Origin of the sequence: Sphingopyxis sp. (assembly GCF_035565275.1) — a bacterium.
Lineage (GTDB): Bacteria > Pseudomonadota > Alphaproteobacteria > Sphingomonadales > Sphingomonadaceae > Sphingopyxis.
The window spans coordinates 1-17,826 of record NZ_DATMST010000085.1; the positions used below are offsets into that span (position 1 = coordinate 1).

Sequence of the window (17,826 nt, forward strand, 5' to 3'; positions counted from 1 at the left end):
TCGCGGGACGCAGCTGGATGCGTTCGAATTCCTTCTCGCCTGCGAAATATTCCTTCGACAGCGGCGGGCGCTCATAGGGAAGCTCGGGTTCGTCGCCGATGATCGCGATGCTGCCGGCAAATTTCTGCGTGCGCAGCATCATCGCCACCTGCGCGCCGCCATGCCCCGCGCCCACAATCACCACGTCGAATTGCATTGATCCCTATTCCGCCCTTCGCGCAGTCCGGCAGAGGCGAGTCTCGCCAGCCACCGCGCGGACAATGCGCCTAATTCAGGAGTTGGCGTTCTCGGCAATTTTGCCGCGGATGAAATCGAACACCTGATGTTCGATCGCAAGCCAGGACGCTCGCCACCCATCTTCCGAGATATCGACCAAGGTCGCGTTGTGCCCAAATTTGAGACAACAGCCCTCGCCTGCCGGCGTCACCACCACGACCCCGCTATAGTCGGTCAGAGGGAATGGCCCGGTATCGACCAACGTATAACGGCATATGTGCACCGCTCCACTGCTCTGCTCGACCAGTTGCTCGATAAAGGCCGACCCATCGGGCGTAGTCACGCGGCGCAGCGCCCCGGGGCGCACCTCGGGGCCCGCCGGAAAATCCGCGCTGGTGAAAAACCCGCCTTCCGTCAGCCGGGGCATCCCCTCCCAGCTCACAAAAGACCAGACGAGATCCGCAGGGGCATCGAACCGCGCGGCGACTTCAAAATTGGCCACGGCGTCAAACCAGCGGGCCGGGGGCGAAGAAGTCGGAATCGACGCGCCACGTGTCGTCACACCGCCGCCAGGTTGCGACATAGCGATATTCGACTTCCTCACCGCCGCCTTTCGGCGTCAGATAAGAATTCGAAACCTCATAGGCGAGATCGCCATCGGCGCGGATGAAGCGCGGGACCTGACGCGCCTTTTCAAACGCACCGGTAAAGCCTTCGAACAGCGCGGTGATCGCGGCGTGACCGACGAGCGCGGGACCATCGCCAGCCGAGACGACGGGTTCCAGATCGTCGGAGACATAATAATCGCGCACCAGTCCGGCGGCGTCGCCGGCGGCAAAATTGCGCTCGAACAGGTCGCTACGTTCCTTGATGACCGCCTTGATCGCGTCGGGGGCAGTATTGGACATGCTGGTAACTCCAGAAAAATCAGCGAATGAAATCGGCCGAGGGGTGCGCCCGCGGATAAGTTTGCAGGAAGCGGAAATATTTGCCGAGCGCAGTATCGGCCTTGGTCAGGAAACCCACGCGGTGGTGGATACTGTCGAGGATCGGCTTGTCTTCCGCTGCGGTGCGGGCGAGGAGCATTTTGCCATAGTCGAGCCGCTCCTGAATCGTCTTGCCGCCTTCCATCTCGACATTGCGGACGAGTGCCGAGATGTACACGACGTGCGTCCCCGGGCGCGGCATCGAAAAGCCTGCCGCGATGCCGAGCCACCAGCCGTCGGTCATTCCCTGCTGAAGGAAGATGCTGGTGCCGTAGATGCCGGCTTCCCACGACAGGTCCTCGTCATCCTGATGCCAGGCGTCGATCTTCATGCGAAAGCCCCAATCCTCCCAGGCGCAGGTCTTCGACGGATCGTCGGCCTTGAAACGAAAACCGTGGACAACCGCGACATGCTGGGTATCGGGGGTGTTCGATGCGAAAATCCATGGATCGCAGTTATATAGTTCGGACACAAAGGCGCTGGAGACGAGTTCATCGTCGGCATATTCAAAATCGGGAAGCTGCCACAGCGGCTCGTGACCGTTGAAGACGTAGATGATGCCGAAACGCTCGGTTACCGGAAAGGTGTAGAGGCAGGCGTTCGCGGGGGGCGGAAAGCCCGCGCCGGTTTTCACACACATGCCGTTTGTATCATATTCCCATTTGTGGAACGCGCACTGGACGCGATTTTCTATGACCGTCCCCACCGCAAGGTCGGCCCCGATATGCGGGCAATAAGCACTCTGGATTCGCGCAATGCCGTCGACGCCGCGATAGATGACCACGCGGCCGTCGAGGAAATCGCGGCCGATGATGGTCCCGACCGGAACTTCCTCGGACAGCGCGATCGGGAACCAGGTCTGGCTGAACAGCCCGTCCTCGCCCTCTCGCGGAACGTGCATCCCGGTGACGCGCTTGCGCTCCGCCACGGGAATGGGTTCGCGGATATAGAGTTTGTCCTGCGGATTGGCGGTGGGCGCGTTCATACTGACTCTCCTGACCTTATGGTGTCGAAATCATCGCGCTCCTTTGGCGCGGTGCGGGATGAGCGCGATCATATGGCTCGCGACGAGCGTGCGTAGCCAACCAAAGGGGGGACGCCGCCTCCCCCCTTTCCCCATTCATTCCCCGAAGCGCGGTGCTGCAACGAGGCCGCGGACCTGCTCGATTAACGACGCTTCCATTGCGCGCCATGTTTCCGCCCACTCCTCTTCGGAGACGAGGACGGGCGTGAATTCGCATTCGATCTTGAGGAAACAGGCGTCGGGTCCGCAAGGCGTCACCCGGACATAGCCTGAATAATCGGTGATCGGCATCGAGCCGCAATCAATCACGCGGTAACGATAGGTCCGGTCAGTCTCATTCACCGCCTCGAGCCGTTCAAGCACCGGAAGGCCTTGGGCGAGGTACAGGCGCTTGGTGATCCCGACCTCCGGCACGTCTCCAAAAAATTCGATGCGCTTGAACAAGCCGCCGGCGAGACGTTCGACGCCATGCCAGCTGATATGATTCCACACTGCATCGGCGGGAGCCTCGATACGTTCAGCAACGGTGGCAATGGGCATGATCAATTCTCCAGCGAGGGGGACGGCGGGCGGCGGTATGAGCGATCGATCGAGCGCGCCAGCGGTGCCGCCACATGGCGGACGAGAAAGGGTATTGCGCGGCGCATCGGCAGCGCGCGCGGCTCGAGAATGGGCAGACGGCATGCCGCGGGATCGCCGCCGCCATCGATCAGCCTGGCGTATTCGCGCCCTGCAGCCGTCGCCGCGCCAATGCCCTGCCCCGAAAAGCCCCCGATCGCGTGAACGCCAGGCGCCAGCGACAGCAGGCGGGGGATACGCTCGGCCGATATGGCAACGGTGCCGATCCAGAAATGCGACCAGCGCAGCGCCGGGACATCGCCGTACAGGCGCCGGAGTTTGGCCTCATAGGGCCGCGCGACCTCGGCCGCGCTCACGCTATAGCGACGTGGCGGCAGCAGCGACGCGACGATCCGGCCGTCGGCATCGGCCATCGACCAGAACGGGTTGCTTTTATTGGTATCGCTGACCGGGATGCCAGCCGGCATCATCCGCGCCGCGACTTCAGGCGCCGGTTCCGACGCAATCATTGCCATCGGCACATGATAGCAGCAACGCTCCAGTGCAGGCCACAGCGTGGCGTTCGCCGCATAGCCTTCGGTCGCGATCAGCACATGGGACGCGATCAGTTCGCCCCGGGGCGCTCGCACCCGCCAGCGCTCGCCGTCGCGATCGATGCCGATCGCTGGTTGACCGCAATAAATGGTGACGCCGGCAACACATGCAGCCTCCGCCAGCCCCGTCGCATAAGCGAAGGGGTTGAGCGTTCCGGCGTCGCGGTAGAGCAGCCCTTGGTTGAAACGGCAGCTACCCGAAATGCGGCGTGCCTCTGCATGATCGACGAAATCGACATGGCCGCCGCGCGCGTTCCATGACGCCGCCAACGCACGCAACGCCGCGGCCTCCTTCGGCGCACCCGAGGCAACCAATATCCCCGACCGCTTCATATCGGCAGCTATGCCATGCGCCTCGATCAGCGCGGGAACCAACCGGGCGCCCTCGGCTATCATCATATTGAGCGCCCGCCCCGCCGTTTCCCCCAGAAGCGCCTCGACATCATCGGGGGTGCGATCGAGATAGGCAGGAATCCAGCCGGCGGCATTGCGCCCGGAGGCTCCGCCGCCCGGTCGGCCGGACTCTATGACGGCGACCTCATACCCCAGCGTGGCAAGGTGCAACGCGGACGACAGCCCCGAATAACCTGCACCCACGATGGCGACATCGGCGATAGCTCGCCCCCGGAGAGGCAGGCCTCGCTCAAATGCCGGCGTTCGATGCGTCCACAGCGCGGCAGATAGAGACTGCGGGCCGGCTGCGCCATGATCAGACGGCGGCGTTTTGGACATCTGGAGCCATATTCTCAACGAGCCGCGCAATCTCGTCCATCAGACATGTTTCCATTTCGGTCCATGTCTGATCCCACGCAGCGGCCGCCACACCGACGGGGGTGAATTCGCACTCGATCTTCAGGTGACAGGCATCGGGGCCGGCGGGGGTAACACGCACATAGCCGCAATAATCGGTGACCGGCAGATCGCCGACATCGAGCAACCGGTAGCGGTAGCTGCGTTCCTCGACATTTAATTCCTCAAGCCGTTCGAGGATCGGATGCCCCCCATAGGGATAGATGGTTTTGGTGATGCCGACCTGTTCGATATCGCCGTCGAACTCGATCCTTTCAAAAAAGTCGCCGGAATATTGATCCAGTTTTGCAACGCCATGCCAGCGAACATATTGCCAGACCGCATCGGCGGGCGCGGCAAATTTTCTCGTCAGAGTTGCTTTTGCCATCGCATTCTTTCCTTCCTGAAATATTGCCTGTGCCAGCTTTGAGGGCAACGAAGCTGCCCCCAACCGGGCCGGGCGATATCTAGAAATTGATCCGCGTATTGACGCCGATCTGCCGCGGCGGATTGCGCGCGCCCAAACCCAGGCCGGCAATATGCCCGCTGGATGCGGGCGAGACATATTCCATGTCATATGCGACATCGAACAGGTTGTTAGCGAACACCGCCACCTCGAACCGATCGGTGCGGTAAGTCAGGCGGGCGTTGGCAAGCCATACCGTATCGCGTCGATCGGCATTATCGATCTCCCAGTAATAATGCCCGCCGGATCCGCTGATATCGAAGCGCGGGATCAGCTTGCTGCCGCCGCCGAGTTCGGCCGTGTACTGGACAGCGGCGTTGATGCTCCATTCCGGTACCTGATTGAGCCGGTTGCCGTTATAATCGCCGTTGGTCGAGGTCCCGGCGAACACGCTTGTGTCATATTCATCGATCTTGGTGCGCAGCACCGTGCCGCCAAAGCTGATGTTGAGGCCCTGCACGGGCACCGCCGTCACCTCCAGCTCGGCGCCCACGATGTGCGATTTGGGAATGGGATTGGCGATGAACTGCGCGGCACCGACGCGCAGGTCGAGGCCATAAACCTGACGATCGGTAATCGGCGTGTAAAAGGCAGCGCCGTTCACAAAGAGTTTGCGGTCGGCAAGCGCGGTTTTGAAACCGAACTCATAGTTCCACAATTCTTCTTTCCCGAACTGGCGCGTGACCACCGAATTATTATTGAACCCGCCGCTGCGGAACCCCTTTGCCGCGGTCGCATAGAGGAGATTGCTACCTTCCAGCTTGTAAGCCAGCGACACTTTGGGCTGCAACGACCGGAAGGTAGCATCATAGACCCGGGGCAAGCCCGGTACCACGGCATAGAGCGGCGTATAGTCGGTCTGACGCCGATCATCGATATCGTAGCGCAGCGCCGCGGTGACTTCGAACCGATCGGTTAGAGCATAGACGAGCTGGCCAAAGGCGGCATAGGCATTGTTGTCGTCTTTTGTGGAAAGGCGATCGGCCCGCACCGGAGCGGGGAGTCCTGTGAGATCGGGACGCAGGAACAGACTGGTATCGATCTTCTGGTCGAGATGAAGATAATAGACCCCGGCGACCCAGCGCAGACGAGCCGCCGGGTTATTGGAGGACAGGCGCAGTTCTTGCGTCATGGCATTCACCCTGACGGACTGCGTTGCCGAAAGCAGATCGGCCGGCAACCACTCCAGATCCTCCGAAATATAGGATTGTACCGAAGAATAGGCGGTAACCGACTGAAGGGTCACATCGCCCGTATCCAGTTTGAATTTGACCGACGCATCGCCGAGCTTGCGCGTACCGACACCCAGAATATTGGCGGTAACCGGCTCGCGCGGGGCATTGGCCGGGCCCAAAGCATAATAGGCCGCGCCGCCTTTCTGGTCCAGATAGCTGCCCGAAAAGTCGATCTCGACCTGGTCGTTCGGCTTCAACAACAGCGAACCGCGCACGGTGTATGTTTCATCAAAATCGACATTTTCGTCGAGCGTCGTGTTGTAGATTTGCCCATCGCGGTTGCGATAGCTTGCCGCAATGCGCAGCCCCGCGACGTCGCCGATCGGGGTCGAAATGAAGCCGCCGACCTTGTAATCCTTGCCTTCGGCGTAGCTCGCCTGAACACTGCCTTCGAAATAGTCGCGCGGCTTGCGGGTGACGATATTGATCGCCCCTCCCAACGCATTGCGTCCATAGAGCGCGCCTTGCGGGCCCTTCAGAAACTCGATCTGCTCGATATCGAACAGATCCTGCGTCAGCTGATTCGGCGAAACCTGCTGCACTCCGTCGATCACGACGGCAATCGGCGGTTCGCTGAAACGGCTCTGGCCGATCCCGCGAATATTGACCATTGAAACGCCGGGTTGCTGCGCCTCGACGACATGAAAGCCGGAGACGAGGCTGGACAGATCATTGACCGACGTGACTCCGGCCTGTTCCAGCGTGTCACTGCCAAAGGCCTGAATGGCATCGGGGATATCGCGGATGCTTTCGCTCTGCCGGCGTGCGGTCACGACGATGTCGCCGATTGCTTCGGCGTCGTTGTCCGCCGCGGCGACGGGAGCCTCCTGCGCAAGCGCCGGACCAGAGACGCCAGCCATCAAAGCCAGTGCCGACGACATCATCAGAAACTTCTTCATTGATCCCTCCTTTTAATGCGCGTGTTCCTCCGCGCTTTCGGCCCGGACATGATCTGCGTCATGCCCTGTGTCCCGGGTGCTCCCCCTTTCGGGAGATGCGATTTGGTGACCCTTCAATCACGCCCGCTATCTCTCCCCTAGCCCTCCAAAAGGGGGATGTTGCGGCGCTGCTGCTTTGAGAAAACACGCGACAAGGCCTCCGCCCGACGGGCGGGGCGACATGTCGCCTATTCTGGAATTTTTCGGCGGAACGCTGCCAATTCCGTCAGATTATCAGCAGCTCGCGCGCTCGTGAAATGGCTTGCGATTTGCTGATGACTCCCAGTTTTTCGTGAATTTTCTTGCGATGACTCTTGACCGTGCCTTCGGATATCTGGAGCCGCACCGCGATCTCCTTGGTTAGATAGCCTTCGGCGATCAATGCAATGATTTCGGTCTCGCGCGGGCTGAGCGCAAAATTGGGCGTGACCACCGTGGGCCCGCGCCGCGGGCGCCGCCGCAAGAGTTCGTCGCCTTCGTCGAGTTCGCTCGCGCTGCGCAGCACCTCGTTGACGAAAGCCGCGATAGACTTGGGGACATGGCGGCCGTTGCGGACCGACCAGTCGAACACTTCGATCAATGCCAGCCGGTTGGTGATCGCGCGCCGCATCAATCCTGACTGCATCGCAAGACCGATCGCGACCAGCATATGCTCGACTGCAGCATTATAGCGCCGCAGCCCGAACACCGCGCGCATCGCGAGCAACCGGAAAGTGAAGCGGTGACGCACGTCGCTGTCGTCCAGATAATCCTTGTTCACACGCTCGAGCCAGCCCAGCGCCTCGCCCGGCCGCCCCATTTCCAGCGCGAACCGCGCGGCTTCCATCAGCGCCTGTGCCTGAAGCCGCAGTTCGGGCAGATCGTGACAGTCGCGACCGATCAAGTCTGCAAAGACCGGATCGTCGAACCATAGCGCCGCTTCTTTCCACATCTGCGCGCGCACGAGTTCACGCATGCGCGCGATCGCCATCGACTGCGCGAGACGCGGCAGGTCGCGGCGGCGCGCTATCCCCTCGGCCGCGACGAGATATTCATTCGCAGCATCGTAACTTTGCCGAATTCCGGCGACAGCGGCCGCGACCGAATGGCCAGTCGCGCACAGCGCCATCCAGCTTCCCACATGATTGATCTGCGACATCGTCGCCTCGATCAGGACCTGCGCCGCCTCCAGTTCATTGGCTTCGTAATGAAGTTCGGCACGCAAGATCTGCGTCGCCACAACTTCATAGAGGCCGAAATCTCCTTCCAGACGCGCCAGCCGCAGCCCATCTTCGATACACAGCACCGCCTTTCCGACTGTCTCCTGCGCAAGCGCGATATTCGCCTGCTGGATACGCAGGAAGATCGCAACCTTGGTCGGGCCGATCTGGCGAAGCGCATTAATACCGATGTCGCAAATCGTCGACGCCTCCGCGAAGCGCGACAATTCGATATAGGCCATCGACAGGAGCGAAGCGATGCTGGCGCCGATCACCGGGTCGGACCCCAGATGATCGGCCATCAACTGTTCGAGCGCGGCGATACGGATCGCATCGACCGGTCGATCCTCCGTGATGTCCACGACGATCTCTATGATCCGGGCAAAGCCGCGCACCAATTCGGTATCGGTGCTGCTGTCGAGCAATGTGAAGCCCGCGGTCCGGTCGCGAAACAGTTCGAACGCCTGGCGGGCTTCGTGCACATGCCCTGTCCGCACCTGCAGATAAACCTGGCTGAGAAATACCATCGGCAGTTCGCACGCCTGCTTGAAGACGGCCGGCTGTTCGGATTCCATGAAAGGTCCGCGGCCCAGTTCGGCCAGCAACCCGCCCGCGTCCTCGATGATCCGTGTGGCGAGCTCCCCGTCGGTCAGACGGCTCGCGTGGCGCATCGCTTCCATCGGGAAGCCATTGTCGCGAAACCACAACGCGGCGAAGCGCTGCAATGTGTCGAACCGGCGAGCATCGGCGCAGCGCAGCCGCTGGCGCAGATGCTGTCCGAACGTCGGGTGAAACACGACCCATTGGCGGGCGTCGTCAAGATATTGCAGGAACTGCCCGGCGCGCAGTTGATCCTCGATCACTTGCCACGAGCAGGCCTGATCCGGAATGCTGGCGAAGGCTTCCGGGTTGAACCGGTTCAGCACGCTCGCGTCCATCAACGCCGCCAGCGTCGCTTCGGGGATACCGGTACAGACGACATCGTCAAAGTAATGCGCCATTGCCACAGGGATCGGTCCCTGCGTCCCCTTTTCCAGCAACCGTCGGGTGGCCGCGCCATCCTGCGCCAGAAAACGCAGGCCTGCCGCCCAGCCGTCGACCATGCGATTGATCTGGTTCACCTGCGCACGAGGCCATTCGCTGCCCAGCAGCTCACCCGCGGCCTCGTCGGTAAAGCGGAAATTGTCGTGGGTGACGCAATGCACGACCCCGCGCAGCCTCGCATCGTGCAACATGCCGCTGCGAACGGCATGGGCAGTGATATAACAGCCGCCGTCTTCGGGCAGACCGAGAACGAAGGTCTCGACGAGGGTCCGCGCCGCGGGGCTGTGGATCCGTTCAAATCCGTCGATGAAAATATGGGTGTTATCGGGCAGGCTGGTCCGCTCCGAAGGAGCGCGCGCCGCCGGAAAAGGCCAACCCGTCGTCGCGACAATACCTTCGAACGCTACCGCGAGCTTGTCCGCCAAGGCATCGCGGTCATTGTCCTCGGCGGTAAGGGTGACCCACACGACATTCTTCCCGCGCGCTTCCAGCCGTCGATAATGTTGAAGTAACGCCGTCGATTTACCGCAGCCCGGGGGACCGAGAAGCAGATTGACCGAGTCGACATGATCGTTGAGGAGTTCGCGAATCCGCTCCACCTCGACCGCCGAGGTTTTGAGCCGCGGCGGCCGGAAGAGCGCTGAAGAAATGCCAAGCTCAGGCACTGTGCCAATCCGTCGCGCCGGAGCGGGAATAGCCGTCGGTTTGGTCAAGTCCGTCCCCTTCTGCCGCATCCGCGCCTTCGCACTCACCCGCCAGAACTATGTCATGCCTTGTGCAAGGCGCCAAGCATCAGGCGGCCGCCTCGGCCCGCGCACCGAGCCGCTCCGCCACAGCCCGCGCAACGAGAGGTGCCGAAGCGGGATTTTGTCCCGTCACCAGATTGCCGTCGACCGCGACATGGGCGCCGAAAGGTTCCGACGCGCAGCCATAAAGGCCGCCCAGTTCGACGAGCCGGCTTTCGGGCAGAACGGGTACGACCTTGTCGAAGGTGGTCAGTTCCTCTTCCTTGTTGCTGACCGCCGTCACTTCACGGCCTGCGACCAGGGGCTGGCCATCACGGGCCTGCGCCGACGTCAGGCCGAGAACCCCGTGACATACTGCCGACACGATACCGCCCGCGCGGTCGATGCCCTCCGCCAGCCGGCGCACATCGGCATCGACCGGAAAATCCCAGGCAGCGCCCGCGCCGCCGACGAAATAGATCGCGGCAAAGCTGTCGGGCGAGACATCAGCGAGGCGTGCGGTCGCGGCCAATGCGGCGCTCGCTTTGGCATCCGCCTGAAAGCGCCGCCCGGCGTCGGTCAACCACGGATCGTCGAGACTGGCAGGATCGAGTGGGGCCTCCCCCCCCTGCACCGACGCCAGTTCGACGTCATAGCCAGCATCGACCAGCACAAAATAGGCGGCGGCGAGCTCTTCGAGCCATGTGCCGGTCTTTTGCCCCGTGTCGCCCAGATCCGAATGCGACGTCAGGACGAACAAAACCGAATTAGACATGGCAAATATCCCCTAATCAATGAACCAGCGTCACCCTGGACCATCGGCCAAAGGCCCGCAGCTCAACCAAAGGGGGGATATGATCATCCTCCGGTTGCGCACGTCATTTTGCCTTGGAGGCTGAATGCTTGATCATCACAAGAAAGACAGCTTCTGGCGATTCCGACATAGCGTGATAACGTCCGTATCCAAGCGCTTCCCGACAACTGCAAACATTGGCTGCGGACCTGAACTCGGCATGCGGCCTATCCGTCCATGCCAGCCAGAACGACGACAGCCCTTGATCTATGCTGGACACCGGGCGCGTGATCCGCGAAGTCAGGCTGCGCGGGCTTTCCGGCTCTTCCCGGCGCTCGCCCGGGCCGCCGCGAGCTTTTCCTCGCCGCAGATGATGTCGATGTAGAGATGGGCGTTCTTGCGGCGCTCGGCGATGCTCTGCAGCACCCCGATGGCGTAGTAACCGATCTGGTGATAGTAGAAGACACGCGCCCGGATTGCTGCGTGCGGGCGGTCGTAGCCGAGCGCCTCGAAGAAAGCACGGAGGCGCTCCAGCCGTTCGCGATCGGTTCGTTCCACGGCCCAGCCCGCGCGCTTGTCGCCCCGCGCCCATTCGCGCACCGCGAGATCGAACTGATAGTCGTACCCGTCGGCATCGATGAGCCGAGCCACCGTACGGTCGAGCCAATCGGCGGCGTCCGCGGGTTTCGACGGCGGCGCATCGTCCGGCAAGAACCGGCAGGTCTCTTCCCAATATTGGATGACCTGATCGAAGAACTCGTCGCGATCCTTGAAGTGGTGGTAAAAGCCCCCGCGCGTCACGCCGAGGCGATTGGCGAGGCGGTCGACCTTGAGCCCGGAAATGCCCTCTTCAACCAGCATTCGCTTGGCTGCTTCAATCCAGTCCTGAACTGTATTCTTCGGCGTGCGGCCAACCATGATCCATGCTTCCAGCTGGGCCTTACAAGGCGTCAGGGACGCCCATGCCATATATGCGCCCAGTTACAAAGGGCGGAGGCACGGGAATCTCCGGCTTGGCCGGCAACTCATATTGCCGTCCCACCCACCGCGAAGCACTTTCCCGTCGCGCACCCCACGTTTTCGACAAAGGCGAAACGGCGAGATCACATAGTTCCGCCAGCGCATCAAAACATGCAGACCTGTCCTATTGTCAAAATGGGCCACCGGTTTCGCCGTCAGCAACGCCCTAGATCGACGATAGGACAACGGTCTTGTTGCCGTTCTGGAAAATGCGGTGCTCGGCTTGCCAGCGGACGGCGCGGCTCAGCACCGACGCTTCGATCTCGCGGCCGATGGCGACCATTTCATCGGCCGTCACCGAATGGGATACGCGGCGCACATCCTGCTCGATGATCGGCCCTTCATCGAGTTCGGGCGTCACGAAGTGCGCCGTCGCGCCGATCAGCTTCACGCCGCGGGCATGGGCTTGGTGATAGGGCTTCGCGCCCTTGAAGCTCGGCAGGAAACTATGGTGAATATTGATGCAACGCCCGGAGAGCTTCGCGGAAAAGTCATCCGAAAGAATCTGCATGTAGCGCGCGAGGACGGTCAGTTCGGCGCCGCTTTGCTCGATGATGGACAGAAACGCCTCTTCTTGCGCAGGCTTCCCCTGATCCATCGGCAGATGGTGATAGGGCAGCCCATGCCACTCGACGGTCTTGCGCATGGCTTCGTGATTGGAGACGACACCGACGATGTCGATTGGCAGCTGCCCGATCTCACGCTTGTGAATGAGGTCGACGAGGCAATGTCCGAACTTGGAAACGGCAATCAGGACCTTCAGCCTCGTCCCAAGATCGCGCAACTCCCAGTCCAGTGAGAGATCGCGCGCGGCCGGCTCGATGATCGCCGCGAGTTCCCCGCGTGGCGAAGAGCCGGTCAACACCATGCGGCAGAAGAAGCCGCAGGTATCGTCGTCGCCGTAGACCTCTGCACCTCGCACGTCGCATCCATTGGCCGCAAGCAGCGTGGCGAGGGCGGCCATGATACCGGGGCGGTCTGGCGCGCGAAAGCGCAGCACATATTCTGTAGTCAAGAGTAAGCTCCTGGAGTCAAGGCGGGCCCGCGCAACATTCTGACGGCATAGGCGGCCATGGTTTGATCGACGACGATCCTGAAAACCGGTTGCCCTTCGCTATCGGGCAAGCGTGTTATGAACATTCCCGTGTCGCTCAGCGGCGCCCGCGCGACGTCGCCCACCGTCATCGCAGCATCGGTGACGTCGAGCGGCGTGACCGCGGCGAGCCTGTCGCGCGCTCCGGCACCCGAAAGCCGAAAAGCCTTACGCGCGTGCGACAGGTTCGTCGCCAGACAGGAATCACCGAACATGGCCGCGCGCCCGATCATCGCGAGCACCTCGGCCTCGTCGCCTGTCAGAAGCCATTCGTCAGGTGCGAGCCAGGAAACCTCCACCGTATCCAATGAGAGCGACTGGCGGTCGACCGGGACGGGTTGGCCAAACAGATCGGAAAAATATGCGGCGGTGGCTCCCCTCAGGAACTGCACCTTCCCTACCCCGAGCCCATCCTCCAGCGTGAGCGCGGCGCCTGCCTCGTTGAAGCCGGCCAGCCCAGAGGGTCCACGGCGAACCAGCGGCGCCGAACCATCATGATCAAACATCGAGCCGTGCTCCTTCCGGGTCATAAGCGCGCGGATCCACGATCCGGGCCCGGCGCGTCTGTCCAAGATGCCAGGTGCGGACATCCTCACCCATCCGGGCGGAGCCTGCGGCCACCAGCGCCATGGCCAGCGGTTTCTGCAAGGTCGGGGACATCACGCTCGACGTCACCCAACCCTCGGTGCCGCGCGGCTCGGTCGATCCCCGCGGAAGCAGGTGGGCGCCGATCGGGATCACCCCGCCCCCATCGATGACTTCAAGTCCAACCAGCTGGCGGCGATCGCTGCGCAGCCCGTCGGGACGGGTCGTCGACCGGCGGCCCACGAAGTCATCCGGCTTCTTCGCGATCGCCGGGCCGAAACCCACATCCTGGGGGTAGGTCGTCCCGTCGGTATCGGAGCCGATGTGCAGGAATCCTTTCTCGACACGCATCACCATCAGCGCCTCGATGCCGAACGGTGCGATGCCGAACTTGCGCCCGGCGCGCATGAAGCAATTCCATAGGGAAGCGCCGTAGCTCCACGGCACGGCCACCTCGTAGGAAAGTTCGCCCGAGAAGCTGACGCGCTCGACCCGCGCCTCCACGCCGGCGACGCGCCCTTCGCGATAGGTCATATGCGGGAAGGCCGCGGACGACAGATCGATATCGGTCCCAACGGCTTTGAGGACGTCGCGCGCCTTCGGCCCGGCCACATTCATCACCGCCCAGCCGGTGGTGACATTCTCGACCAGAACGTTCAGATCGCGCCATTCGCACTGCAGCCACTCGTTGAAGATATCGGTGATGGCGGTGGCATGGCCACTGGTGGTGCCGACGAGGAAATGGTTCTCTCCGATCCGCGCGAACACGCCATCGTCATAAACCACGCCATGCTCGTTCAGCATGAGACCATAGCGGCACCGGCCAACCTTCAGGTTGCGCACGCCATTGACATACATCCTCTGCAGGAATTCGGCGGCGTCAGGGCCCTTGACCTCGATCTTGCCGAGCGGCGAAGCGTCGAACAGACCGACCGAATTGCGGACCGCGAGCACCTCGCGGCGAACCGCGGCTTCCTCGGCTTCATCGCCTTTCCTGTACCAGGCGGCGCGCAGCCAGCCTCCATATTGCTCCATTTGTGCGCCGGCGGCCATCTGTTCGTCATGCGCTGCCAGGCGCGCGAACGGCATGAGATCCTGTCCGACAGCCCGGCCGGCAAAGCCGCCGATCGTTACGGGATCGAACGGGGGCCGGAATTTGGTCGTGCCGATTGCTTGCGGCGGCTTCCCCAACAGGTGCGAGAGGACGTCGATACCCGCGACATTGGAGGTCTTGCCCTGGTCCGAGGCCATGCCCAGCGTCGTGTAGCGCTTGAGATGTTCTACCGAGCGGAAACTCTCGCGCGAGGCCAGCTGGACATCTGCCACGGTGACGTCGTTCTGGAAATCGAGCCACGCCCTCTGCGCAGCGACGTCGCCGTCGGCAAAATGGCGTGTCGGACCAACCCCGACGGGGACGGAACGGGTTAGCTTGTCGCCGCGCGCAACGGCGCGCGCGCCGGAAATTGCGGCCTCCATGTCGAACACGCCGGCTGCCGCCCCCACGCATGGAGCCTCCTGGACGGACTGGGAGGGAAGGAACGCCTGCAGCGCCTCGTCGAACGCGAGCGAGCCGCCCGACTGGGAATGCAGGTGGACCGCCGGATTCCAGCCGCCGGCGGTGAGGATCGTGTCGCATCGCAAGGTCTCGCGCGCCGACCCGCCGGCCGGATCGCCGATGGAGAGCGATTTCACCCGGCGCCCGCCGCGCGCCGCGACCGGCGCAGACGTGAGGATGACGCGGATCGAGCGAGAAGCAGCCTTGGCGGCCATGGGCGTTTCGGGCCGCGTGTCGACGATGGCGACGATCGCCGCCCCGGCGTCCTGGAGTGCGAAGGCGGCTTCATACCCGCTGTCATTGTTCGCGGCGACGACGATCCGCTTTCCCGGGACGACGCCATAGCGAAGCGCGTAAGTCTGGGCGGCAGATGCCAGCATGACGCCGGGAATATCATTCCCGGAAAAGGCAATCGGTCGCTCGAAAGCCCCGATCGCCAGGATCGCCCGGCGGCAACGGACCTTCCAGAGTCGCTGGCGCGGCCCGCTGCGCTGCAGCAGCGGCAGATGATCGCTCAGGCGTTCGCAAAGGGCGACGAGGCCATGGTCGTAGAAGCCGAACGCCATCGTGCGCGCGAGAATCTTCACATTGGGAAGCGCCCGAAGCCGCGAGAGCGCGGCGTCGCGCCACTCGGCCGGCGATCGGTCTTCGACCGGCTCGGTCGATGCCAGCAACCCTCCGCCAAGGACCGCGTCGGCCTCGACCAGCAACACCTGCGCTCCGTTCGCCGCGGCGGCCTCCGCAGCGGCAAGGCCCGCCGCGCCTGATCCCACCACAAGCGTGTCCATGTGCTCGAAGCGATGCTCGTACGGGTCGGGGTCGGGATGTTGCGGCGCGACGCCAAGGCCCGCAGCCTTGCGGATCCACCGCTCGAACAGGTGCCAGTTCGGCCACAGGAATGTCTTGTAATAGAAGGCGGCGGGAATGAAGCGCTTCACCAGCGAATTCACTGCCAGGATATCGAATGTCGCGCTCGGCCAGCTATTGACGGGACTGGCCACCAGCCCTTCATATAGTTCGACCTGCGTCGCCTTCATGTTCGGTATCGTTGCTGCACCGGCTTCGAGCTGGACGATGCCGTTCGGCTCCTCGAGGCCTGCGGCGATCAGGCCGCGAGGTCGATGATATTTGAAACTGCGCCCGACGATCGAAACACCGTTGGCGAGGAGGGCCGAGGCGAGCGTGTCACCCTCGAAACCCTCATAGGAACGACCCGCCCAGGTAAAATTCACCCGGCGAGCACGATCGATCGTCGTCCCCGCATTGTTTCGCCATCCGGTCACTGGACGTCTCCCGTCACGGGCATGCTTTCACCCATCATGTAGACCGCATTGATCCGGTGCGTGACGGTATCACGCGCCACATTGAACCAGCGCCGACAGCCCGCGGCGTGGACCCATCTCTCGCGGTGCTCGCCCTTCGGATTCTGCCGATAGAAGAGATAATCCGCCCAAGATTCATCATCGACATCGCCATGGGGGCCAGGCCGCTGGATATGACTCTCGCCGCCGCAGCGGAATTCGAGCTCGGCGCGGGGTCCGCAGTAGGGACAGTTGATCAGCAGCATGTCGGGTCCTTAGTGCGCGATGCCGGCGGCCGACGCTTCGTCGATCAGGGCGCCGGTCCGGAAACGTTCGAGGCCGAAGCCTGCCGCGAGAGGATGCGACTGTCCGGTCGCCATGAGGTGGGCCAGACACCAGCCACCTGCCGGGATCGCCTTGAAGCCGCCCGTCCCCCAGCCGCCGTTGACATAGAGGCCGTCGACCGCGGTTCTCCCGAGGATCGGCGTCGAATCATGGGTGACGTCGACAAGACCTGCCCATTGCCGCAGAAAGCGCATGCGGGAGAAACCCGGGAAGAGCTCGACCACCCCGGCGGCCGCGCGTTCCATCCACGGCAGGCTGCCTCGCTGCGCATAGGACAGGAATATGTCCAGCCCCGCGCCGATCACGAGTTCACCCTTGTCCGATTGGCTGAGATAGGTCCCGGTCGCCGGCGAGAGCAAAACGGTGTCGAGGCAGGGCTTGACGGGTTCGGACACGAAGGCCTGCAAACCGTACGAACTGATCGGTAACCGGACGCCCGCCTTCGCTGCGAGCGCCGTCGAGTGCCCGGCCACCGCCATCCCGACGTTACCGGCGCCAATCGTGCCGAGTGTCGTTTCGATCCCGCGCACCTTGCCGTTCGCGATGAGAAAGCCGGTCACCTCACAATTCTGGATGATATCGACCCCGAGGCGCGAGGCGGCGCGGGCATATCCCCAAGCGACGGCATCGTGACGCGCCGTGCCGGCGCGGGGCTGGTTAAGCGCCCCGTGGATCGGAAAACGCGGATTGTCGTTCAGCCCCGGAATATTCTTTCGCACCGAGGTGGCGTCATGGAGTTCCGCATCGACGCCATTGAGGAGCATCGCATTGGCCGACCGATTGAGCATCTCCATGCCGTGCCGGTCGTGGCCGAGAATCCAGATCCCGCGCTGCGAGAACATGATGTTGTAGTTCAGTTCGCGCGACAGGCCCTCGTAGAGCTTCAGCGCGAAATCGAAAAATTGCGCCGTTTCCGGAAAGAAGTAATTCGACCGGATCACTGTGGTGTTGCGGCCGGTGTTTCCGCCGCCGATCCATCCCCGCTCGATCACGGCGATATTGGTCATGCCGTGATTCTTCGCGAGATAATAGGCCGTGGCAAGGCCGTGTCCGCCGCCGCCGATGATGACCGCGTCATATCCCGCCTTGGGCGTGGCTTCCCTCCACGCGGGCTCCCAGCCTCGCTGGCCGTTCAAACCCTCGCGTATCAGCGACAGTGCGGAATACCGTCTCGTCACAGGCTCTCCCTTCCTTCTATATGAGTTTAATGCACAACTGAATGTGATACCGCAAGAGAAATGCGGCACATTTCTTCCTATATTTTTTCCGGCGATAGTCCGGCGCTCGCGCCTCAGGATGCGAACAATTTTCTTATATTTTCTTGAAGATATGAAGGATTT

The 17,826-nt window shown here is 62.5% G+C and carries 16 protein-coding genes; all 16 read right to left on the reverse strand.

Annotation, left to right across the window (positions count from 1 at the left end; genetic code table 11):
- On the reverse strand, positions 1-196 hold a 196-nt coding region (locus VN047_RS06410; protein WP_325541210.1), incomplete at its 3' end, for an FAD-dependent oxidoreductase.
- A gap of 75 nt (positions 197-271) precedes the next feature.
- Entirely contained in the window at positions 272-718 is a 447-nt protein-coding gene (locus tag VN047_RS06415) for an SRPBCC family protein (protein WP_325541212.1), read from the reverse strand.
- Positions 719-722: 4 nt separating this feature from the next.
- Positions 723-1,124, reverse strand: a complete 402-nt coding sequence (locus VN047_RS06420) for a YybH family protein (RefSeq protein WP_325541214.1) — start codon at positions 1,122-1,124, stop codon at positions 723-725.
- A 19-nt stretch (positions 1,125-1,143) separates the two neighbouring features.
- Positions 1,144-2,187, reverse strand: a complete 1,044-nt coding sequence (locus tag VN047_RS06425) for a Rieske 2Fe-2S domain-containing protein (RefSeq protein ID WP_325541216.1) — start codon at positions 2,185-2,187, stop codon at positions 1,144-1,146.
- Positions 2,188-2,322: 135 nt separating this feature from the next.
- Positions 2,323-2,766 (reverse strand): SRPBCC family protein, encoded by a 444-nt coding sequence (locus VN047_RS06430; RefSeq protein WP_325541218.1) that lies wholly within the window; start codon positions 2,764-2,766, stop codon positions 2,323-2,325.
- 2 nt (positions 2,767-2,768) lie between these two features.
- Positions 2,769-3,995, reverse strand: coding sequence for an FAD-binding oxidoreductase (locus VN047_RS06435; protein ID WP_325541220.1), 1,227 nt, complete (start codon positions 3,993-3,995; stop codon positions 2,769-2,771).
- A 112-nt stretch (positions 3,996-4,107) separates the two neighbouring features.
- Positions 4,108-4,575: an SRPBCC family protein gene (locus VN047_RS06440; protein ID WP_325541222.1), complete on the reverse strand. Its 468-nt coding sequence runs from the start codon at positions 4,573-4,575 to the stop codon at positions 4,108-4,110.
- Between the two features lie 79 nt (positions 4,576-4,654).
- The gene (locus VN047_RS06445; protein WP_325541223.1) at positions 4,655-6,787 is read right to left on the reverse strand and encodes a TonB-dependent receptor; all 2,133 of its coding nucleotides are present in this window, start codon (positions 6,785-6,787) and stop codon (positions 4,655-4,657) included.
- A gap of 265 nt (positions 6,788-7,052) precedes the next feature.
- On the reverse strand, positions 7,053-9,734 hold the full coding sequence (locus VN047_RS06450) for a LuxR C-terminal-related transcriptional regulator (protein ID WP_325541225.1): 2,682 nt from the start codon (positions 9,732-9,734) through the stop codon (positions 7,053-7,055).
- 127 nt (positions 9,735-9,861) lie between these two features.
- Positions 9,862-10,569, reverse strand: coding sequence for a type 1 glutamine amidotransferase domain-containing protein (locus tag VN047_RS06455; protein WP_325541227.1), 708 nt, complete (start codon positions 10,567-10,569; stop codon positions 9,862-9,864).
- Positions 10,570-10,887: 318 nt separating this feature from the next.
- Positions 10,888-11,556, reverse strand: coding sequence for a TetR/AcrR family transcriptional regulator (locus VN047_RS06460; RefSeq protein WP_325541229.1), 669 nt, complete (start codon positions 11,554-11,556; stop codon positions 10,888-10,890).
- A 217-nt stretch (positions 11,557-11,773) separates the two neighbouring features.
- Entirely contained in the window at positions 11,774-12,622 is an 849-nt protein-coding gene (gene purU, locus VN047_RS06465) for a formyltetrahydrofolate deformylase (protein WP_325541231.1), read from the reverse strand.
- The gene (locus VN047_RS06470; RefSeq protein ID WP_325541233.1) at positions 12,619-13,206 is read right to left on the reverse strand and encodes a sarcosine oxidase subunit gamma; all 588 of its coding nucleotides are present in this window, start codon (positions 13,204-13,206) and stop codon (positions 12,619-12,621) included. Before VN047_RS06470 ends, purU begins: the two co-directional genes overlap by 4 nt.
- Entirely contained in the window at positions 13,199-16,123 is a 2,925-nt protein-coding gene (locus VN047_RS06475; RefSeq protein ID WP_325541235.1) for a sarcosine oxidase subunit alpha family protein, read from the reverse strand. The genes VN047_RS06470 and VN047_RS06475 overlap by 8 nt, the downstream gene beginning before the upstream one ends.
- Positions 16,120-16,407, reverse strand: coding sequence for a sarcosine oxidase subunit delta (locus VN047_RS06480; RefSeq protein WP_325541237.1), 288 nt, complete (start codon positions 16,405-16,407; stop codon positions 16,120-16,122). The genes VN047_RS06475 and VN047_RS06480 overlap by 4 nt, the downstream gene beginning before the upstream one ends.
- Before the next feature lie 9 nt (positions 16,408-16,416).
- Entirely contained in the window at positions 16,417-17,664 is a 1,248-nt protein-coding gene (locus tag VN047_RS06485) for a sarcosine oxidase subunit beta family protein (RefSeq protein ID WP_325541239.1), read from the reverse strand.
- Positions 17,665-17,826 lie beyond the last annotated feature (162 nt).